The organism is Streptomyces venezuelae (assembly GCF_008642335.1).
Lineage (GTDB): Bacteria > Actinomycetota > Actinomycetes > Streptomycetales > Streptomycetaceae > Streptomyces > Streptomyces venezuelae_F.
Window position 1 is genome coordinate 6,485,691 of record NZ_CP029191.1, and the last position, 20,762, is coordinate 6,506,452.

Annotated in this window: 17 protein-coding genes; 8 read left to right on the forward strand and 9 right to left on the reverse strand. The window is 71.0% G+C overall.

Annotated elements, in window-relative coordinates; translation table 11 throughout:
• The first annotated feature begins 8 nt into the window (after positions 1–8).
• The gene (locus DEJ49_RS29120) at positions 9–1,751 is read left to right on the forward strand and encodes a pyruvate dehydrogenase (protein ID WP_150186854.1); all 1,743 of its coding nucleotides are present in this window, start codon (positions 9–11) and stop codon (positions 1,749–1,751) included.
• Between the two features lie 38 nt (positions 1,752–1,789).
• On the opposite strand, the gene DEJ49_RS29125 is transcribed toward DEJ49_RS29120, so the two are convergent.
• Positions 1,790–4,834, reverse strand: a complete 3,045-nt coding sequence (locus DEJ49_RS29125) for an alpha-mannosidase (RefSeq protein WP_150186855.1) — start codon at positions 4,832–4,834, stop codon at positions 1,790–1,792.
• A 176-nt stretch (positions 4,835–5,010) separates the two neighbouring features.
• Between DEJ49_RS29125 and DEJ49_RS29130 the strand changes: the two genes are divergently transcribed.
• On the forward strand, positions 5,011–5,496 hold the full coding sequence (locus tag DEJ49_RS29130) for an ATP-binding protein (protein WP_190329478.1): 486 nt from the start codon (positions 5,011–5,013) through the stop codon (positions 5,494–5,496).
• Between the two features lie 27 nt (positions 5,497–5,523).
• On the opposite strand, the gene DEJ49_RS29135 is transcribed toward DEJ49_RS29130, so the two are convergent.
• Both DEJ49_RS29135 and DEJ49_RS29140 read right to left on the reverse strand, forming a co-directional pair.
• Positions 5,524–6,600, reverse strand: a complete 1,077-nt coding sequence (locus tag DEJ49_RS29135; RefSeq protein ID WP_150186856.1) for a DUF2637 domain-containing protein — start codon at positions 6,598–6,600, stop codon at positions 5,524–5,526.
• Positions 6,601–6,824: 224 nt separating this feature from the next.
• The gene (locus DEJ49_RS29140; RefSeq protein ID WP_150186857.1) at positions 6,825–7,697 is read right to left on the reverse strand and encodes a (2Fe-2S)-binding protein; all 873 of its coding nucleotides are present in this window, start codon (positions 7,695–7,697) and stop codon (positions 6,825–6,827) included.
• Positions 7,698–7,843: 146 nt separating this feature from the next.
• On the opposite strand from DEJ49_RS29140, the gene DEJ49_RS29145 reads away from it, so the two are divergent.
• Complete coding sequence (locus DEJ49_RS29145; RefSeq protein WP_150186858.1) at positions 7,844–8,569, forward strand: GntR family transcriptional regulator; 726 nt, start codon at positions 7,844–7,846, stop codon at positions 8,567–8,569.
• A gap of 4 nt (positions 8,570–8,573) precedes the next feature.
• Here the strand turns inward: DEJ49_RS29145 and DEJ49_RS29150 are convergent, their stop codons facing one another.
• Positions 8,574–9,335, reverse strand: coding sequence for a hypothetical protein (locus DEJ49_RS29150; protein WP_223833034.1), 762 nt, complete (start codon positions 9,333–9,335; stop codon positions 8,574–8,576).
• Between the two features lie 186 nt (positions 9,336–9,521).
• Complete coding sequence (locus DEJ49_RS29155) at positions 9,522–11,198, reverse strand: PucR family transcriptional regulator (protein ID WP_150186860.1); 1,677 nt, start codon at positions 11,196–11,198, stop codon at positions 9,522–9,524.
• 341 nt (positions 11,199–11,539) lie between these two features.
• Between DEJ49_RS29155 and DEJ49_RS29160 the strand changes: the two genes are divergently transcribed.
• The 5 genes from DEJ49_RS29160 (at position 11,540) to DEJ49_RS29180 (ending at position 18,344) form a co-directional block, all read left to right on the forward strand.
• Positions 11,540–12,430, forward strand: a complete 891-nt coding sequence (locus DEJ49_RS29160; RefSeq protein WP_150186861.1) for an FAD binding domain-containing protein — start codon at positions 11,540–11,542, stop codon at positions 12,428–12,430.
• Positions 12,430–13,035 (forward strand): (2Fe-2S)-binding protein, encoded by a 606-nt coding sequence (locus tag DEJ49_RS29165; RefSeq protein ID WP_150188543.1) that lies wholly within the window; start codon positions 12,430–12,432, stop codon positions 13,033–13,035. Before DEJ49_RS29160 ends, DEJ49_RS29165 begins: the two co-directional genes overlap by 1 nt.
• A gap of 2 nt (positions 13,036–13,037) precedes the next feature.
• Positions 13,038–15,422 (forward strand): xanthine dehydrogenase family protein molybdopterin-binding subunit, encoded by a 2,385-nt coding sequence (locus DEJ49_RS29170; RefSeq protein WP_150186862.1) that lies wholly within the window; start codon positions 13,038–13,040, stop codon positions 15,420–15,422.
• 251 nt (positions 15,423–15,673) lie between these two features.
• Positions 15,674–17,131, forward strand: coding sequence for an NCS2 family permease (locus tag DEJ49_RS29175; protein ID WP_150186863.1), 1,458 nt, complete (start codon positions 15,674–15,676; stop codon positions 17,129–17,131).
• Between the two features lie 52 nt (positions 17,132–17,183).
• Complete coding sequence (locus tag DEJ49_RS29180) at positions 17,184–18,344, forward strand: XdhC family protein (protein ID WP_150186864.1); 1,161 nt, start codon at positions 17,184–17,186, stop codon at positions 18,342–18,344.
• Positions 18,345–18,363: 19 nt separating this feature from the next.
• On the opposite strand, the gene DEJ49_RS29185 is transcribed toward DEJ49_RS29180, so the two are convergent.
• The 4 genes from DEJ49_RS29185 to DEJ49_RS29200 all read right to left on the reverse strand — a co-directional run bounded on the left by DEJ49_RS29185 (position 18,364) and on the right by DEJ49_RS29200 (position 20,745).
• Entirely contained in the window at positions 18,364–18,813 is a 450-nt protein-coding gene (locus tag DEJ49_RS29185; protein ID WP_150186865.1) for an SRPBCC family protein, read from the reverse strand.
• Positions 18,814–18,856: 43 nt separating this feature from the next.
• Complete coding sequence (locus DEJ49_RS29190) at positions 18,857–19,666, reverse strand: polysaccharide deacetylase family protein (protein WP_317850472.1); 810 nt, start codon at positions 19,664–19,666, stop codon at positions 18,857–18,859.
• A gap of 65 nt (positions 19,667–19,731) precedes the next feature.
• On the reverse strand, positions 19,732–20,280 hold the full coding sequence (locus DEJ49_RS29195) for a hypothetical protein (RefSeq protein WP_150186866.1): 549 nt from the start codon (positions 20,278–20,280) through the stop codon (positions 19,732–19,734).
• A gap of 39 nt (positions 20,281–20,319) precedes the next feature.
• Positions 20,320–20,745: a hypothetical protein gene (locus DEJ49_RS29200; protein WP_150186867.1), complete on the reverse strand. Its 426-nt coding sequence runs from the start codon at positions 20,743–20,745 to the stop codon at positions 20,320–20,322.
• Positions 20,746–20,762: the final 17 nt, after the last annotated feature.

Here is a 20,762-nt window from a genome sequence, read left to right on the forward strand (position 1 = left end):
GCTACAGCATGGCCAAGCAGAACGTCGCCGAGCAGTTCGTCGACACCCTCGTCCGGGCGGGCGTCAAGCGCCTGTACGGAGTCGTCGGCGACAGTCTCAACCCGGTCGTGGACGCCATCCGACGCACCAAGGACATCGACTGGATCCAGGTGCGGCACGAGGAGACCGCCGCCTTCGCGGCCGGCGCCGAGGCCCAGATCACCGGGAACCTCGCCGCCTGCGCGGGCTCCTGCGGCCCCGGCAACCTCCACCTGATCAACGGCCTGTACGACGCGCACCGCTCCATGGCCCCGGTCCTCGCGCTCGCCGCGCAGATCCCGTCGAGCGAGATCGGCCTCGGGTACTTCCAGGAGACCCATCCGGACCAGCTGTTCCGCGAGTGCAGTCACTACAGCGAGCTGATCTCGACCCCGAAGCAGATGCCGCGGCTGCTGCAGACCGCGATCCAGAACGCCGTCGGGCAGGGCGGCGTGAGTGTGGTGTCCCTGCCCGGGGACATCGCGGGCGAGCCCGCGCCGGAGCAGGGCGGCGAGACCGCGCTGGTGACGTCGCGCCCCACCGTGCGGCCCGGCGACGCGGAGATCGAGCAGCTCGCCGCGATGATCGACGAGGCCGACAAGGTCACCCTGTTCTGCGGCAGCGGCACGGCAGGCGCACACGCCGAGGTGATGGAGTTCGCCGAGAAGGTGAAGTCCCCGGTGGGGCACGCGCTGCGCGGCAAGGAGTGGATCCAGTACGACAACCCGTACGACGTGGGCATGAGCGGCCTGCTGGGCTACGGCGCCGCCTATGAGGCCACACATGAATGCGACCTGCTGATCCTGCTCGGCACCGACTTCCCGTACAACGCCTTCCTGCCGGACGATGTCAAGATCGTCCAGGTCGATGTGCGTCCGGAGCGGCTCGGGCGCCGCTCGAAGCTCGACCTCGCCGTCTGGGGCGACGTGCGCGAGACGCTGCGCTGTCTGACCCCGCGCGTCTCACCGAAGTCGAACCGCAAGTTCCTCGACAAGATGCTCAAGAAGCACGCCGACGCGCTGGAAGGCGTGGTGAAGGCGTACACCCGCAAGGTCGAGAAGCACGTCCCGATCCACCCCGAGTACGTCGCGTCGGTCCTCGACGACCTCGCTGCCGACGACGCGGTGTTCACCGTCGACACCGGCATGTGCAACGTGTGGGCGGCCCGCTATCTCACCCCGAACGGCAAGCGCCGGATCATCGGCTCCTTCAGCCACGGCTCGATGGCGAACGCCCTGCCGCAGGCGATCGGCGCCCAGTTCGTCGACCGGAAGCGGCAGGTCGTGTCCATGTCGGGCGACGGCGGTTTCTCCATGCTGATGGGTGACTTCCTCACCCTCGTCCAGCACGATCTGCCCGTGAAGGTCGTGCTGTTCAACAACTCCTCGCTGGGCATGGTGGAGCTGGAGATGCTGGTCGCCGGGCTGCCCAACTACGGCACGGCCAACCACAACCCGGACTTCGCGGCCGTCGCCCGCGCGGCGGGTGCCTACGGCGTACGGGTGGAGAAGCCCAAGCAGCTCGCCGGTGCCCTCAAGGACGCCTTCGCGCACAAGGGCCCCGCCCTCGTCGACATCGTGACCGACCCGAACGCCCTCTCCATCCCGCCCAAGATCAGCTCGGACATGGTGACCGGCTTCGCCCTCTCCGCCAGCAAGATCGTCCTGGACGGCGGGGTGGGCCGGATGCTGCAGATGGCCCGCTCCAACCTGCGCAACGTGCCGAGGCCGTAGGAGCCTGCCCAGCCCCCCGGCCCCGGCACCGGAACGCGTCAGGCCGGGCGCAGCCGCAGCGTGACGATCTGGAACGGCCGCAGCGCGAGCGCGAGACCCGCCTCGCCCGTCCCCGCCTCGTGCAGCGGACGTTCCAGCAGGTCCGTCACCTCGGCCCGCGCGACGGGGAAAGACGTGCGGAGCGTGGCCGCCGCCCGGCCGCCGCGCGATTCGTAGAGCCGCACGATCACGTCGCCGCCGCGGTCGTCCGCGAGTTTCACCGACTCGACCGTGACCGCCGGGTGGTCGACGTCCACCAGGGAGGGGAGGACGGGGGAGTCGGTGACGCGCAGCGGCAGGTTGAGCGCGAGGCCCTCCGCCACCGCGTCGCCGGTCCCGGCCCCGGGCAGCAGCGCGTACGTGAAGCGGTGCCTGCCCTGGTCGGTCTCCGGGTCCGGGCTGTGCGGGGCCCGCAGCAGCGTGAGGCGGACCGTGGTGCCGAGCGTGTCGCCGTGCTCGGTGCGCGTCACGTCGTGGCCGTACGTCGCGTCGTTGAGCACCGCGACGCCGTACCCCTCCTCCGCCACCCGCAGCCAGCGGTGCGCGCAGATCTCGTAACGCGCCGCGTCCCAGCCCGTGTTGGCGTGCGTGGGCCGGTGCACATGGCCGAACTGGATCTCGGCGGCGGACCGCTCGGCGTGCACGTCGAGGGGGAAGGCCGCCTTGAGGACCTTCTCCGACTCCCGCCAGTCGACGTCCGTGACGACGTCCAGGCGCCTGCTGCCCGCCGCGAGCCGGATCTCCTGCGTGATCCGCGACGCCCCGAAGGTCCGCACGACCCGCACCGCGACCCGCAGCGGCCCGTCCTCGACGAGCTCGACGGAGTCGGCGTCCGTGAGGTCGGTGTGCCGGCGCCGGTAGTGCTTGTCGAGGTCCCACGCGTCGTAGTGCGTGGGATGGTCGGGGTGCAGCTGGAGGAGGTTGCCGGGGGCGGCGAGCACCTCGCGGCCCGCGTCCAGGTCCTTGACGGAGGCGAGAAGACCGGCGGCGTCGACGGTGACGCTCAGGTGCTCGTTGGTGAGCAGGATCGTCTCGCCGGTGGTGTGCGCGACCGCGCCCGTCCCGGCGTCCCGTGCCGCGTCGAGGCTCTGCGTGCCGAGCGCGGGCACGTCGACCCGCACCAGCATGCCGTCACCGGGGTCGACGACCTCGCTGCGCGCGTACGGCGAGGCGTTCAGCACCGCGGGCCCGCCCGCGCCGAGCGAACGCACGGCCGCCGAGGTGATCTCGTCGAGTTCGGCGAGGACCCGCTCGTAGGTGTCGCGGGCCTCCCGGTGCACCCAGGCGATCGACGAGCCGGGCAGGATGTCGTGGAACTGGTGCAGCAGCACCGTCTTCCACAGCCGGTCCAGCGTGTCGTACGGGTAGACGTACGCGGGATCGCGCACCGCGGCCGCCGTGCACCACAACTCGGCCTCACGCAAGGCGTGTTCGCTGCGGCGGTTGCCGCGCTTGGTGGCGGCCTGGGTGGTGTACGTGGCGCGGTGCAGCTCCAGGTAGAGCTCGCCGGACCAGACCGGGGCCTGCGCGCCGTACTCCTCCTCGGCCGCCGCGAAGAACGCCGAGGGCTTCTCGATCTCGACGCGCGGCGACCCCTCCAGAGAGCGCAGCCGCCGTGCCCGCTCCATCATCTCGCGGGTGGGACCGCCTCCTCCGTCGCCCCAGCCGAACGGCACCAGTGAGCGGGAGGCGCGCCCCTTGTCGGCGAAGTTCCGCTCGGCGTGCGCGAGTTCGGCGCCGTGGAGCTGCGAGTTGTACGTGTCCACGGGCGGGAAGTGGGTGAAGACGCGGGTCCCGTCGATGCCCTCCCACCAGAAGGTGTGGTGCGGCATCTTGTTGGACTGGTTCCAGCTCAGTTTCTGCGTGAGGAACCAGCGAACGCCCGCGAGCTTCGCCAGCTGCGGGAAGGCGGCGGTGTATCCGAAGGAGTCCGGCAGCCAGATCTCCTCCGTCTCGACGCCGAGCTCCTCGCGGAAGAACCGCATGCCGTGCGTGATCTGCCGGGCCAGCGCCTCGCCGCCCGGCATGTTGGCGTCCGACTCGACCCACATCGAGCCCACCGGCGCCCAGGTGCCGTCCGCGACCGCCTTCTTGATGCGCTCCCAGATGTGCGGCTGATGCTCCTTGACCCACGCGTACTGCTGGGCCTGCGAGCAGGCGAAGACCAGCTCCGGATACTCCTCGGCCAGCGCCGTCACGTTGGCAAAGGTCCGCGAGGCCTTGCGCACCGTCTCGCGCAGGGGCCACAGCCACGCCGAGTCGATATGCGCGTGTCCGGCTGCCGATACGCGGTGGGCGCTGGCGTGCGCGGGCCGCGCGAGGACGTCGGCGAGTTCGGCCCGCGCGGCGGCGGCCGTGCCCGGCACGTCGTGCAGATCGAGGGCGTCGAGCATGTCCTCCAGGGCGCGCAGGATCTCGTGCCGGCGCGGACGGTCGGCGTCCAGTTCCCGCATGAGCTCGGAGAGGACCTCGATGTCGAGGATCAGCTGCCAGACGTCCTCGTTCAGTACGGCGAGGTCGGCAGACGCGAATCGGTAGATCGGGGTATTGCCTGCGGTCAGTACGTCGCCCAACGGTGTCGGCACGAAGTCGTGCAGAACGGCCGGATTGGCCGCCGCTTCGAGAAGTAGGTGCACCGGTTCGCCGCCCTGAGCAGGGGAGGCCACCGGAATATGCCGATTGCGCGGGTGAACGCCTTTGAGGGGAACGCCCGCCGCGTCGTAGACGAGCCCCTCCGCCTGGAAGCCGGGCCCTTCACCGGTGAACCCGGGATCGATCACGGCCTCGACGCGGCGCCCCCGCCACTCGTCGGGCACCTGCCCTTGAATGCGGAACCAACTGGTCGACCAGGGATTTCCCCACTCGGTGCCGGTCTCGAAGGGCTCGTACTCCGCTTCGAGCGCGGTCCCGACGGGCACCGGCTCGCCCGGCGCGTGCCACACGGAGAGGGTCAGCGGCGTGCGCCGGGTGTACTGGGCGGGCCGGATGAACTGGCGCAGCGCCCGCTCCAGGCGGCCTTCCACCAGCAGTCTGTCGTCGTGCACTCGTGCTCCTCGGGACGCTCGACGGTGGGGTCCACCGCTTCACTTCCCCTGAACTCCCGGATGCACCCACCACCATTGATTGATGATTCGACAAGCGTGCCGTGACCCGCCCGGGGCATGCATCCCGTGAGGCTGTTCGAAAGGGAGGCAGAGACATCGCTTTGTGGGCGGGGGTCATGACGAGGCACTCACGAGGGGGCGGTCCCGGGAATCTCGGGGCCTCTTCACCGGAAATACAGGACGAGAGGACCGGTGAGACGCGGGGCGAGTCCGACAAGGGCCAACTCACGCGGCGGCTGGGGAGAGCGGATCTGCGCGCGGTGTCCGAGGTCAGGAAATCCCTGAGGGAACTTCTGCGGCACTGGGGAAAGCCGGGAAAGAGCGAGATAGCCGAACTCCTCACCAGTGAACTGGTCACGAACGCACTGGTGCACACCGATCACGAGGCGGTCGTCACGGCGACCGTCGGCCCGCACGGCCTGCGCGTGGAGGTGCGGGACTTCGTGGGCCACCGGCCCGAACCGCGGGTACCGAACGCCGACGACGGTACGAGCGGCAGGGGCCTGGTCCTGGTGCAGTCCCTCGCCGACGCCTGGGGAGTACGGGCGCACGGCGTGGGGAAGGCGGTCTGGTTCGAGCTGGACGGCGGCGGCGCGGCATGAGCACACCGCCGCCGTACGGCCCGTGGATCAGCCGAACTGCTGTTCCAGATCCTTCAGTTTCCGCTCCAGCGAGTCGAGCCGGGGCAGGGCCTGCGTGTCGTCCTCGGCCGTGAGGTCGACGGTGACGGGCGCGACGGGAGCCGCACCGTCAGGGCCGTTCCTGACGGCCTGGAGGGAGGGACGGGAGCGCACCGGCAGCTGTTCCTGCGCCGCTATGGCAGGGTCCGCGCCGACCTGCGCGGACCCGGCGGCCGGTGCGACGGCCTGTACGTCCACCTGACGGCCGCCGCCGCGGCCCTGCCAGTTGCGCTGGCCCCGGCTGAGGGCCTTGAGCTGGGCGCGCTCCAGCTTCTCCTGATCGCGCCTGCGCAGCCGCGTCTGCTCCTTCTCGCGGCGGTCCTCCCGGACCTCCTCGACGGCCTCGTCCAGGGTGCGTACGCCTTCGAGGAGCATCAGCGACCAGGCCCCGAAGGTCTCACGGGGCGCCCGCAGCCACCGCACGATGCGGATCTGCGGCAGCGGTCGCGGCACCAGACCCTGCTCGCGCAGCGCGGCCCTGCGGGTCTGCTTCAGCGCGCGGTCGAAGAGGACCGCCGCCGAGAGGGACATGCCCGCGAAGAACTGCGGGGCGCCCGCGTGGCCGAGACCCCGCGGCGCGTGCACCCAGTTGAACCAGGCGGCCGCGCCCGCGAACGTCCACACGAGCAGCCGCGAACCGAGGGCCGCGTCGCCGTGGCTCGCCTCGCGCACGGCGAGGACGGAGCAGAACATCGCCGCGCCGTCGAGGCCGAACGGGACCAGATACTCCCAGCCGCCGGAGAGGCTGAGGTTCTGCCGGCCGAAGCCGACCAGGCCGTGGAAGGAGAGCGCCGCGGCGACGGCCGCGCAGCAGAACAGGAGGACGTAGGACGCGGTTCCGTAGACGGCTTCCTTGCGTCTGCGGCGCTCCTCGCTGCGCTCCCACGACTCGTCGCTCGCGCTTCCCTTGGCTGCTTTGGCGTGGCCTCGCTTGCCGCGCGTGAGCACCGCAACCGCCACCAGCAGGCCCAGGAGCAGGACGCCACCCGGGAGCAGCCAGTCCAGCGATATGTCGGTCAGTCTCATCTGGGGGTCCCTTGCATTGCGGTAGGGCGTAACGGGCGCCATATTGACCCAACCCGGAGGGACCCCACGGGGTTTCGGCGCAAGAAGACGCCATGGGGGTGCGCGGGAGCACACACGGCGTACTTTTGCTCGAACTCGCGGTGCAATACCGGAAGTTGAGTTCGATTAAACGCGCTCGAAACGGTGGTTCGGACTGCGGCGGTGGTTCGGACCGAAGCGGTGGCTCAGGCGGAGGCGGTCGCCTCGGCGTCCGCGCTCAGCCGCGCGACGCGCTCCGCGTCGCAGGTGCGCGGGCAGGTGACGCAGGTGTCGTCGGGGCGCAGCGTGTAGAACATGCAGCAGCTCGCCCGGTCGCGGGTCGGCAGCGACTCGCCGTTCGGGCCCGTCAGCTCCCGGAAGCCGGCCGTGCCGACGTACGGCTTGGTGGCGCCGGGCAGCAGCCGCTCCAGCTCCGTCATCGCCCGCTGCTCCTCGCCGAGGAGGTGCGCCACGTACCAGAGACCCTCGACGATCTCGTCCGTGGCGACGCTCCACAGGGCGCGCGAGCGGCGTCGCATCCGCGGCCCGAAGCCGTCGAGCAGCGGACCCAGGTGTTCGGCGACCGAGGCCCGCACCTCCGCGCGCAGGGCCTCCTCGTCCGGTACGACGCGGGCGTCGGGCCGCGCCGCCGCCGGGTCGTCCGGCAGGCAGGCGAAGCCGTCCGCACGTACGGCCATGCGGCCGAGCGTGCGCTGGAAGGAGACGTCCGCGACCGGGAAGCGGGGGACGCGGCGCTGCAGGAACCAGGGGACCGTGATGAGCAGCGTGGCCGGCCAGGCGTAGCGGTGCAGGCCGAAGCTCGCGATCACGTCCGGGCGGGCCTGGGTGCCGTAGTCCTTGAGGACCTGTGCGTTGTCCCATGCCAGGAACGCGTCGAGGTCGGCCCCGCCCTCCGCGAGCCGGGCGGCGGTGACCCAGCCGCCGCCCTGTGGGGCCTGTTCCTCGTGACCGAGCTCGGTGATGTGCAGTCCGGAGTACACCTCGCCCAGACGGGCGTAGGAGTCCGCTACGGCACTGGGGGCGCCCTGGGCGGGTGCGGCCAACGTGGGTACGGACATGCGCGGGACCACCGAATCGCGATCGATAGCAGGTTAGCCTTACCTTACCCGACGTGATCGATGTTTCAACTCCGGCTCTGTCCGCCTAGGGTGCCTCTCGTACCTTTCAGAACGATCAGGGCGATCAGAGGCGGGCGGGACACGCGGTGGAGCAGACCGGAGCACGCGAGGGGAGTCCCCTCGCCGGGGCGCCGCGTGTCCGGGTGCCCGAACAGGCGGGAGCGCGTCAGGCCCGAGCGCGTCAGGCGGTCCGGCGCAGCTCCGTGCGCGGTCAGATCCTCGCCGCGCTGCGGGCCGCGCTCGTCGGCGGCGAGCTCGCGCCCGGCGAGGTCTACTCGGCACCGGCCCTCGCCGACCGCTTCGGCGTCTCCGCGACGCCCGTCCGCGAGGCGATGCAGCAGCTGGCCACCGAGGGCGCGGTGGAGGTCGTCCCCAACCGCGGCTTCCGCGTCGTCGAGCGCGGCGCGCGGGAACTGGCGGAGCTCGCCGAGGTGCGGGCCCTGATCGAGGTCCCGGTGATGCTGCGCCTTGCCCGCACGGTGCCCGCGGCGCGCTGGGCGGAACTGCGGCCGCTGGCCGAGGCGACCGCGACGGCGGCGGCGGGCGGCGACCTCGCCCGCTACGCCGAGTCCGACCGCGCCTTCCACGGCGCGGTCCTCTCCCTCTCCGGCAACCAGCAGCTGGTCCAGGTCGCGGAAGACCTGCACCGCCGCTCGCAGTGGCCCCTGTCGACCGGCCCCGTCGCGGCCCGCCGCGCCGACCTGATCGCCGACGCGGCCGAACACATGGCCCTCCTGGACGCCCTCACCACCCAGGACCTCCCGGTGGTCTCATCCCTGGTCCGCGAACACTTCACGGGGGCGTCGGGCTGAGGGTTCAGACCGCCGCGGCCGGTGGCTGCAGGTGCTGGGCCAGCCAGGACGGGACGCCGCCGAGGAGGCGGAAGAGGCGGGTGGCCTCGGCTCGGAGGCGGGTGGCTTCCGGTTCTGGTTCCGCGTCGGCCAGGGCGGCGAGCGCCGGGGCCGTGCCGACCAGGTAGCCGAGCTCCTCGCGGATGCGCAGGGACTCCGCGAAACCGTGCCGCGCCTCCGCCAACTCCCCGTCCCGCAGGGCGAGTCCGGCCAGATGGCGCCAGGTGAAGGAGAGGAGGAGCGGGTCGGAGTGGGCGGTGGCGCCCGCGTGGGCCCGCCGGTACGCCGCCTTCGCCGACTGCGGGGAGTCCGCGATGTGCTCCGCGATCAGACCGCGGCGGAAGTCGAGCAGCGGGCGCCCCGGTGCGTTCGGGGCGAGCAGCGCGGCCGCCCTGCCGAGCGCCGTACGCGCTTCGTCGGCCCGGTCGCGTACGTTCAAGACCGTGGAGGCGTACGCCAGTTGGCCCCGCTCGCAGGCCGCCGCGCCCCGGTCGTCGTCGTCCTCGGCGAGCGCCTCCGCGGTCCGCAGACCGTCCTCCGCCTCGCCCCAGCCGTCCCCGGTGAACAGGCACCGCTCGACGAGGAGCGCCGTCCTCTGAAGTGCCGCCGCAGCCCCCGCCCGTGAGGCGAGCAGCGCCGCAGCGTCGGTCCAGCAGCCGCGTGAGCGCAGCCGCCATACCGCGGTCTGGAGTGGATCGTGCTCTGCAGTCGTTCCGGTACCAGACATGGCGGTATGCGCCACGTTGCCCTCCCCGAGCACACCATTGAGCTGTTGAGTCGTGGGCGAATCTCAGCATGGATCGCGGCACCGGGCCAAGAGGCTGGGTGAAAGAATTCACAAAGGGCGGGCAAGGAAACGGGACGGGCCCGGCCGGCGGTTCGTCACCGCGGACCGGGCCCGTACCCGATGACCTCAGCTCATGCGCAGCGCGAGGAAGAAATCGAGCTTGTCCTCCAGGCGCGACAGGTCACGACCCGTCAACTGCTCGATACGGCCCACCCGGTAGCGCAGCGTGTTGACGTGGAGGTGCAGCCGCGCCGCGCAGCGCGTCCACGAGCCGTCGCTGTCGAGGAACGCCTCCAGGGTCGGGATGAGCTCCGCGCGGTGGCGCTGGTCGTACTCGCGCAGCGGGTCGAGGAGCCGCGCCGTGAACGCCCGGCGCACGTCGTCCGGCACGAACGGCAGCAGCAGCACGTGCGAGGCCAGCTCCTGGTGCCCGGCCGCGCAGACCCGCCCCGGGCGCGCCGCGGCGACCCGGCGGGCGTGCCGCGCCTCCTCCAGGGCGCCGCGCAGCCCCTCCGCCGAGTGAACGGACGCGCTGACGCCGAGCGTGAGGCGGCCGTCGCCGTCCAGGCCCGCCGCCAGCGGGTCGTGCACGGAGGCGAGGAGCGCGTCGGCGAGCAGGCCCGTCTCCGGGCCCTCGTGCTCGCCGGGGACCGCGGGCAGCGGCACGAGGGCGATCGCCTCGTCGCCGGTGTGGGCGACGGCGATCCGGTCGGACGGCTCGGGGCCCGACGCCGTCGGGTCGACGAGGATCTCCTCCAGGAGCGACTGGGCGACGGGACCGCCGTCGATCTCCCCGCCCTCCCACTCCACGCGCGCGACCACGACCTGCCAGTGCGGAGCCGTGCCGAGACCGGGCAGCAGCACCGGGGCGGCGACGCGCAGCCGGGCCGCGATCTCGGCGGGGGCGGCGCCGGTCTGCACCAGCTCCAGGACCTCCTGGGCCAGGCGGCGGCGCACCGTGCGGGCCGCGTCGCGCCGGTCGCGCTCCACCGCGATCAGCTGGGTCACGCCCTGGAGCAGGTCGAGCCGCTCCTCGGGCCAGTCGCCCGCGTCGGCCTCGACCGCGAGGACCCAGTCGGAGAGGACGGACTCGCGCACGTCGCGCGAGGCGCCGGCCGCTCCGCGCCCACTGGTCCGAATGGGGAACAGCGAGTACGTGACGGAGTCGACCGTCACGCGGTGCGGGCCGCGCCGCCCCGTCCTGACGGCCGCGAGGTGCTCCCCGGCGAGGCGGGCGCACAGCGGCGCGGGCAGGGCGTTTCCGGCCGCGGCCGATCCGGCGATCACGCGTCCCGCGGGGGACAGGACCCAGGCCCGCAGGTCCAGGTCGGTGCCGAGCAGGTCGAGGACGACGTCGGGGCCGCCGCCCGCGGGGCCCGAGGTCATCAGGCGGCGGTGCCGGTCGACGACGGCGGCCAGGTCCCCTGCGCGCTCGCCGGACACCTGGCGCACGACGTGTTCGGTGATCGTCGCGAAGGCCACGGACTCGTTGACCGCGAAGAGCGGAAGGCGGTGCCGGGCGCAGGCCTGCACGATGTCGTCGGGGATGTCGCCCAGCTCGGCCTCGCCGGCCGCCAGGGCGGCGACACCGGCGCTCGCGAGGATCCGTACGAAGGGCTCCGTGTCCGAGGCGTCGCGACGCCAGGCGAGGCCGGTGAGGACCAGCTCGCCGCCCGCCAGGTACCGGCTGGGGTCCCGCAGGTCCGTGGTCATCACACCGCGCACGGTGCGGTCCAGCTCGTCCTCACCGCCGAGCAGCCGCAGGCCCAGCGCGTCGGTGTCAAGGAGTGCGCGCAGCCGCATGGTGTCGTCGCCGCCGATCTGTCTCGAATGGTGTGTACAAACATGTGCGCTCTGTAGCGCCGGGGCCCCGCGCCTCCGTGAGTCCGGGGTTTCCGGGGGGAACCCGCGAGGTTACTGGGGCCCGTTCTTCATACGAATCTACAAGACGCGCGCCTTGGCCAGCCAACTCCTTCATGGTTTCGGTGACTGACCCCACCGGACGGGCGAGCGGTGTACTTGGCCCACTCCGCGTTAACAGCACATGAACGAGCAGTCGAGGGACCAACGGCCCGAGTGGCCGGAACGGAATGCTCCCGTCCCTCGAAGCGAAAGACCCTCGATACGAACAAGAAGAGAGCCTCATGGACTTCCTTCGCCCCGCCAGCTGGGAGGAGGCGCTCGCCGCCAAGGCCGAGCACCCCACGGCTGTGCCGATTGCGGGTGGCACCGACGTGATGGTCGAGATCAACTTCGACCACCGCCGTCCCGAGTACCTGCTTGACCTCAACCGCATCGGCGACCTGCGCGAGTGGGAGGTGGGCGAGGAGACCGTCCGGCTCGGTGCCTCCGTCCCGTACACCCAGATCATGGAGGAGCTCCGCACGGAGCTGCCCGGTCTGGCGCTCGCCTCGCACACGGTCGCCTCCCCGCAGATCCGCAACCGCGGCGGCGTCGGCGGCAACCTGGGCACGGCCTCCCCGGCCGGCGACGCCCACCCGGCCCTGCTGGCCGCCGACTGCGAGGTCGAGGTGGAGTCTGTGCGGGGCTCCCGCCTCATCCCGATCGACGAGTTCTACACCGGTGTGAAGCGCAACGCCCTCGCCCCGGACGAGCTCATCAAGTCCGTCCACATCAAGAAGGCGGAAGGACCGCAGCAGTACTCGAAGGTCGGCACGCGCAACGCGATGGTCATCGCCGTGTGCGCCTTCGGCATCGCGCTGCACCCCGAGACCCGGACCGTGCGGACCGGCATCGGCTCCGCCGCCCCCACGCCCATCCGGGCGAAGGCGGCCGAGGAGTTCCTGAACGCGGCGCTCGAAGAGGGCGGCTTCTGGGACAGCAAGAAGATCATCACCCCCTCGATCGCCAAGCAGTTCGCGGAGCTCGCCTCCGGAGCCGCCAACCCGATCGACGACGTGCGCGGAACGGCGAACTACCGCCGGCACGCCGTCGGGATCATGGCCCGCCGCACGCTCGGCTGGACCTGGGAGTCGTACCGCGGCGAGGGCCGCAGCACTGAGGGAGTCGCATGATGCGCGTGAACTTCACGGTCAACGGCCGCAAGCAGGAAGCCGACGACGTGTGGGAGGGCGAGTCCCTCCTGTACGTGCTGCGTGAGCGCATGGGGCTCCCGGGCTCCAAGAACGCCTGCGAGCAGGGCGAGTGCGGCTCCTGCACCGTCCGTCTCGACGGCGTGCCGGTCTGTGCGTGTCTCGTCGCGGCCGGACAGGTGGAGGGCCGCGAGGTCACCACCGTCGAGGGCCTCGCCGACTACGCCAAGCACCGCCAGGACGCCCACCCGGGCGGCGGCTGCGCCTCCGGCGCCTGCGGCACGTCCCTGCAGGACGCCCAGCAGTGGAAGGCTCATTCTGCCGGCGGGGCCACTGACTCCCAGACCGGCGAGGGCACCGAACTCTCCCCGATCCAGCAGGCGTTCATCGACGCGGGCGCCGTCCAGTGCGGCTTCTGCACCCCCGGTCTGCTCGTCGCCGCCGACGAGCTCCTGGAGCGCAACGACACCCCGTCGGACGCGGACATCCGCGAGGCGCTCTCGGGCAACCTGTGCCGCTGCACCGGTTACGAGAAGATCCTCGACGCGGTCCGCCTCGCGGCGGCCCGCCAGGGAGAGGTGGTCTGATCATGGCCGGCACCACCACAGGTATCCCCGCCAACGTCACCCAGGGTTCGCAGACGAAGGGCGGCGTCGGCGAGTCGATGCTCCGCCCCGACGGCACTCTGAAGGTCACCGGCGAGTTCGCGTACTCCTCGGACATGTGGCACGAGGAGATGCTCTGGGGCCAGGTCCTGCGCTCCACCGTCGCCCACGCCGAGATCGTGTCCATCGACACCTCCGAGGCCCTCGCCCTCTCCGGCGTCTACGCCGTCCTGACCGCCGACGACCTGCCGGCGGCGAAGAACTACGGCATGGAGTACCAGGACACCCCCGTCCTCGCGTACGGCAAGGTCCGCCACCACGGCGAGCCGGTGGCCCTCGTGGCCGCCGACCACCCGGAGACCGCGCGCCGCGCCGCCGCCAAGATCAAGGTCGAGTACAGGGAGCTGCCGGTCATCACGGACGAGGCGTCCGCGACCGCTCCCGACGCGATCCTGGTGCACGAGAACCGCGGCGACCACCACGCCGGGCACGTCCCGCACCCGAACATCGTGCACCGCCAGCCGATCATCCGCGGCAACGCCGACGAGGCCGCCAAGAAGGCCGACGTGATCGTCAAGGGCGAGTACACGTTCGGCATGCAGGACCAGGCCTTCCTCGGCCCGGAGTCCGGCCTCGCCGTGCCCTCCGAGGACGGCGGCGTCGACCTGTACGTGGCCACCCAGTGGCTGCACTCGGACCTCAAGCAGATCGCGCCCTGCCTCGGCCTGCCCGAGGAGAAGGTCCGCATGACGATGGCGGGCATCGGCGGCGCGTTCGGCGGCCGCGAGGACATCTCGATGCAGATCCTCGCCTCGGTCCTCGCCCTGCGCACCTCCAAGCCCGTCAAGATGGTCTACAACCGGTACGAGTCGTTCTTCGGCCACGTCCACCGGCACCCGGCGAAGCTCTACTACGAGCACGGCGCCACCAAGGACGGCAAGCTCACGCACATGAAGTGCAAGATCGTCCTGGACGGCGGCGCGTACATGTCCTCGACCCCCTCGGTCGTCGGCAACGCCTCGTCCCTCTCGGTCGGCCCGTACGTCGTCGACGACGTGGAGATCGAGGCGATCGGCCTCTACACCAACAACCCGCCCTGCGGCGCCATGCGCGGCTTCGGCGCGGTCCAGGCGTGCTTCGCCTACGAGGCCCAGATGGACAAGGTCGCCGCCAAGCTGGGCATGGACCCGGTGGCGTTCCGGCAGAAGAACGCGATGGAGCAGGGCACGATCATGCCGACCGGGCAGCCGGTCGACTCGCCCGCCCCCGTCGCCGAGCTGCTGCGCCGCGTCAAGGCCCGACCGCTGCCGCCCGTGCGCCAGTGGGAGTCCAGCGAGGGCGCCGACGTCCGCGCGCTGCCCGGCGGTCTGTCCAACACCACGCACGGCGAGGGCGTCGTCCGCGGTGTCGGCTACGCGGTCGGCATCAAGAACGTCGGCTTCTCCGAGGGCTTCGACGACTACTCGACCGCGAAGATCCGCATCGAGGTCATCAACGGCGAGGCCGTGGCCACCGTCCACACCGCCGCGGCCGAGGTCGGCCAGGGCGGCGTGACCATCCACGCGCAGATCGCCCGTACCGAGCTCGGTGTCCAGCAGGTCACCATCGCCCCCGCCGACACCCAGGTGGGCTCGGCAGGTTCGACCTCCGCGGGCCGCCAGACGTATATGACCGGCGGCGCCATCAAGAACTCCTGCGAGATCGTCCGCGAGAAGGTCCTGGAGATCGGCCGGCGCAAGTTCGGCTCGTACCACCCGGCGTGGGCCAACGCCGAGCTCCTCCTGGAGGGCGGCAAGGTCGTCACCGACGGCGGCGAGGTCCTCACCACCCTCGTGGAGGTCCTTGAGGACGAGGCCGTGGAGGTGGAGGAGGAGTTCAGGCACCGCCCCACCGAGGCCTTCGACCTGCGCACGGGACAGGGCAACGGCCACGTCCAGTACGCCTTCGCCGCGCACCGCGCGGTGGTCGAGGTCGACACCGAGCTCGGCCTCGTCAAGGTGATCGAGCTGGCCTGCGCCCAGGACGTCGGCAAGGCGGTCAACCCGCTCTCCGTCATCGGGCAGATCCAGGGCGGCACCACCCAGGGCCTCGGCGTCGCGGTGATGGAAGAGATCATCGTCGACCCGAAGACCGCGAAGGTGCGCAACCCCTCCTTCACGGACTACCTGCTCCCGACCATCCTCGACACGCCGACCATCCCGGTCGACTACCTCGAACTGGCCGACCCGAACGCGCCGTACGGCGTGCGCGGCATCGGCGAGGCACCGACCCTGTCGTCCACCCCGGCGGTCCTCGCGGCCATCAGGAACGCGACGGGTCTCGAGCTCAACAAGACGCCGGTACGTCCCGAACACCTCACCGGCACGTGATCCCTCACTGAGGGAGGGTCCCCCGCTCGGGGACCGGATCCCCCGCTCGGGGATCAGCAAGGTTCTCCGGGCGGTGCGCGGCTGCCAGGAACGTCACACTTCCGCCACCCGCACCGCCCGGAGCTCAACTCCCCGCTTCCTTCGAGGGAGATGTCGTTCGTCTCGGGCCGTCCCCCGGGTCGTGCAGCCAATGCACCATCCCAAATCCCGCGACTCCGCGGGTGCCCCTGTGAACCTTGGGAGTAGGCACCATGACCCAGTCGTCAGTGGAGCCCAAGACCACCGCAGAGGACGCGGGCCCCGGCTCGCGCGTCCCGGCCGGCAGGTCTTGGCTCGATCGGTACTTTCACATATCCCGGCGGGGATCCACGGTCGCGCGCGAGGTGCGCGGCGGTATCACCACCTTCATGGCGATGGCGTACATCGTCCTGCTCAACCCGCTGATCCTGTCCGGCAAGGACGCGGCGGGGGACACCATGGGCCAGAAGGCCCTGATCACGGCGACGGCGCTCGCCGCGGCGGTCACCACGCTCCTCATGGGCTTCGTCGGCAAGGTGCCGCTGGCCCTGGCCGCCGGACTCTCCGTGTCCGGTGTGATCTCCTCGCAGGTCGCGCCCGAGATGACCTGGCCGCAGGCCATGGGCATGTGCGTGATGTACGGCGTGGTGATCATGCTTCTGGTGGTCACCGGGCTCCGCGAGATGATCATGAACGCGATCCCGCTCGCCCTCAAGCACGGCATCACCATGGGCATCGGCCTGTTCATCGCCATCATCGGCCTGGTCAAGGGCGGCTTCGTGCACCCCGGCAAGGCCACCCCGCTCTCGCTCGGCCCCGCCGGTGAACTCTCCGGCTGGCCCGTGCTGCTCTTCGCGGGCACCCTGCTCCTCATCTTCATGCTCCAGGCGCGCAACACCCCCGGCGCGATCCTGATCGGCATCGTCACCGGCACCGTGATCGCCGTCGTGCTCAACGCGCTCGACGTGATCGACCCCAAGCAGTGGGCGAACGGCGCCCCCGAACTCCACGGCAGCGCGATCTCGTCGCCCGACTTCTCGCTCATCGGCGAGGTCGAGTTCGGCGGCTGGGGCGAGGTCGGCGCGATGACGGTCGGCATGATCGTCTTCACCCTGGTGCTCGCCGGGTTCTTCGACGCCATGGCCACCATCATCGGCGTCGGCACCGAGGCCAACCTCGCCGACGACAAGGGCCGCATGCCGGGCCTGTCCAAGGCGCTGTTCATCGACGGCGCGGGCGGTGCCATCGGCGGCGTGGCGGGCGGCTCCGGCCAGACCGTCTTCGTCGAGTCCGCCACCGGAGTCGGCGAGGGCGCCCGCACGGGCCTCGCCTCCGTCGTCACCGGCCTGTTCTTCGCGGCCTGCCTCTTCTTCACGCCGCTCACCGCGATCGTGCCGCAGGAGGTCGCCTCCGCCGCGCTCGTCGTCATCGGAGCGATGATGATGATGAACGCCCGGCACGTCGACTGGGCCGACCGCGCCACCGCCATCCCGGTCTTCCTGACCGTGGTGCTCATGCCCTTCACGTACACCATCACCACCGGTGTCGCGGCGGGCGTCATCTCCTGGGTCGCCATCAAGATCGCGCAGGGCAAGGCGCGCGAGATCGGCGCCTTCATGTGGGGGCTGACGGTGATCTTCATCGTCTACTTCGCCCTCAACCCCATCGAAGGATGGCTGGGCGTCCACTGAGGCGCTGAGCCCTCCGCACACCCGTAGCCCCGAAAGCCCCGAGGAGGCCGACATGCTGGACATCGCCGACGAGCTGAACCGGTGGGTCGAGCAGGGACGTGACTTCGCCGTCGCCACCGTGGTGGCGGTCGGCGGGAGCGCGCCCCGGCAGCCCGGCGCCGCGCTCGCCGTCGACAGCGAGGGCACGGCGATCGGCTCGGTCTCCGGCGGTTGTGTGGAGGGTGCTGTCTACGAACTGTGCCGGCAGTCCCTGGAGGACGGCGAGACCGTCCTCGAACGGTTCGGCTACAGCGACGACGACGCCTTCGCGGTGGGTCTGACCTGCGGCGGCATCATCGACATCCTCGTGACCCCGGTCCGCGCCGACTCCGTGTCCAGGCCGGTGTTCGCTGCCGCCCTGGCCGCGGCCTCCGCGGGGGAGGCGGCCGCCGTCGCCCGGGTCACGTCCGGGCCCGCCGAGCTCCTCGGCCGCGCTCTTCTCGTCCGTACGACGGACGGGGCAGGCGCGTACGAGGGCGGCCTCGGCGGCCACCCCGAGCTGGACCGCACGGTGGCGGGGGAGGCCCGCGCCCTGCTCGACGCCGGGCGCACCGCGACCGTGGAGATCGGCGCGGACGGCTCGCGGTGCGGTCAGCCGCTGGTGGTCCTCGTCGAGTCCAGCGTCCCGCCGCCCCGCATGATCGTGTTCGGCTCCATCGACTTCGCGTCCGCGCTGGTCCGCATGGGCAAGTTCCTCGGCTACCACGTCACCGTGTGCGACGCCCGGCCCGTCTTCGCCACCCCCACCCGCTTCCCCGACGCCGACGAGATCGTCGTCGAGTGGCCGCACCGCTACCTGGAGGGCACGGAGGTCGACGGCCGCACCGTGCTCTGCGTCCTCACCCACGACGCCAAGTTCGACGTGCCGCTCCTGGAGCTGGCCCTGCGCCTGCCCGTCGCCTACGTAGGGGCGATGGGCTCGCGCCGTACGCACGAGGACCGCAACGAGCGGCTTCGCGAGGTCGGGGTCACCGAGCTCGAGCTCGCGCGCCTGCGCTCGCCCATCGGCCTCGACCTGGGGGCCCGTACGCCCGAGGAGACCGCCGTGTCCATCGCGGCGGAGATCGTCGCCGCCCGCAGGGGCGGCAGCGGGGTCTCCCTCACCGGGGCGCACACCCCCATCCACCACGACGGCTCACGCGAGCTGTCCGGGCGTATCGGCTCGGTCGCCTGAGGGCCCTACGGCACCGGACTCATGCCGGACCGGCCGCGAGGAGCCGGTCCGCGGCCTGCCCGAACATCCGCCGCGCCACGGCCGACAGCGCCCCGTCGCAGAGCGCGGGCAGCCCCCGTACGCGCAGATCCTCGCGCCACACCATGGTGGAACCCGCGCCCGCGGTGGCCGGATAGACCTCGATCTCCGCCCAGCCCGTCACGAACGAGCCGCGCTTCTCCAGGCGGCACCGCCCCGGCGCGGCACCCTCCGGCGGACGCCACTCGACGACCTCCATCACGTCGTCGAAGCCGACGGGGCCCAGCGCGCTGCGCGCCACGAAGACCGTGCCCACGTGGGTGGGCGGGGGAGTGCCGACGGTGATGCGGGTGAGCGGGACGACGTCGCCGTGCCGCTCCCACGCGGTGAGCCTGCGCCACGCCTCGGCGGCGGGCAGGGCAGTGTCGCGGGTGATCTGGAAGTTGGCCACGCCTTCGAGCCTGCCAGAGGAACCCGCGACCGGCGGTATATGACTAGCGGTACACCTTGCCGGGTTCGGCCTTGCCGGGGGCGAGGAGCTGGGGGACCGTCACGAAGACGTAGCCGCGCTTCTTCAGGCCGTCGATGACGCCGGGGACGGCCGGCACGGTGCCCTTGTAGATGTCGTGCAGCAGGATGATGCCGTCCCGCTTCGTCTGGTCGAGGACGCGCTTCGTGATCAGCTTGGAGTCATTGGTCGTGTAGTCCTTCGCGGTGACGGACCACAGGATCTCCGAGAGGCCGAGCTCCTTGGAGAGCTTGTTGATGTCGTCGTTGGTGCGGCCCTGCGGCGGGCGCATCAGCGTCGGCTTCTTGCCTATGAGCTTCTCGATCGCCTTGTTGGGGCGCTCCAGCTCGCGGCGCGCCTCGTCCGCGTCGATCTTCGTCAGGATCTTGTGCGACCAGGTGTGGCTCGCGACCTCGTGGCCCTCGGCGTCCATCTGCTTCACGAGCTCGGGGTACTTCTCTATGTGGTTCTTGCCGAGCGTGAAGAACGTGGCCGGGACCTTCGCCTCCTTGAGGATCTTCAGGAGTCTCGGCGTGTTCTCGCTGGGGCCCGCGTCGAACGTCAGGGCCACGCACTTCGCCTTGCGGCAGTCGACGGTGCCGAACTTCCCCTGGTCCGCGGCCTTCGCCTCGGCCGCGTCCTTGCGCACGGTGCTGGGCGACGTGGTGTCGAGCTTGGTGCACCCGGTCAGCGCGAGGGTGAGGGCCGCCCCCGCCGCGAGGACGGGGGCGGTACGACGCAACCTCTTGGCCGCGTGCGTCGTCTTGCAGACAGATGGCGTGTTCATGGGGGGCATGCGCCCACTATACACAGGGCGTATACACCTTGTTCATAGCGCCATCTGTTAACGGAAACCGCAGGTCAGACCGGGATGACCCGGATCGAAGGGTGGATGGCCGTGTTCAGGTACAGCCGCTCCTTCTTGTTCTCCTGCTCCAGCTCCATCACGAGCCGGTACCGGTACAGGCCGGGCTTGGTCGTGCTCATCACCGTGCCCGCCCAGTAGTAGTAGACGGGCGTGAACTTGTCCCGCATCCGGTCGGGCATCCCGTAGATCTTCAGCTCGTTGAAGATGCGCCGCTCCGCCACGTCCTCCTCGTCACCCAGCTCGGTGTCGAGGAAGACGATGTTGTTGATCTTCGGCATGGGCGGCCACGTGCCGTCGAGCCGCTTCTCCATGTCGATCGGGCGCACGATCCAGTTGATGACCTGCCCCTGCTTGCACACCGTCTCCAGCGACGACGTGCCCTGCCCCTTGCCGCCGATGCTGTTGTCCATCATGTACATCGCGTCGCTCAGCGAACCCGTCGCCGTCGCCCGCTCCATGTTGATGAGCGTCACGATGTTGAGCTGGACCGAGTTCAGCTGACCGGGGTTCTGCTTCTCCGCGCTGTGCGCAGCAGTGCTCACCGTGCCTCCTTCGCGTACATCGTCATGACTGCCCGGTCCCTAGCCGACGAGGGACGACGACAGGGTGGTGGTGATCGGTTCGTCCCGCGTGCCGAGCTTGAACTTGATCTGGTACGTGATCGGGCCGGCGTCCTTCTTCACCGTCCCCGTCCAGTACGCGACGTCGGTGCCGGGATACACCTTCCGCACCGGCTCGCAGACGTCCCTGTCGATGATGATGTCGTCGATCGCGACGTACGCCTCGCACTCCAGCGCCAGACAGTTCCACAGGATCTGGTCCCCGCGCCGCGCCTTCGTCTGCAGCTCCTCGGTGCCGAACCCCGTGGACCCGCCCGACTTGTTCGTGTCGTACATGTACAGGTGGCCGTGCATGTTGCCGGCCGCGAGCGCGCCGACGGCGTCCACGACGGCGGTGATGGAGATCGGCCGCTTCACGGCGGCTTCCCGCCTCGGTTTGGTGGTCATCCGTTCCTCCTCGTCCG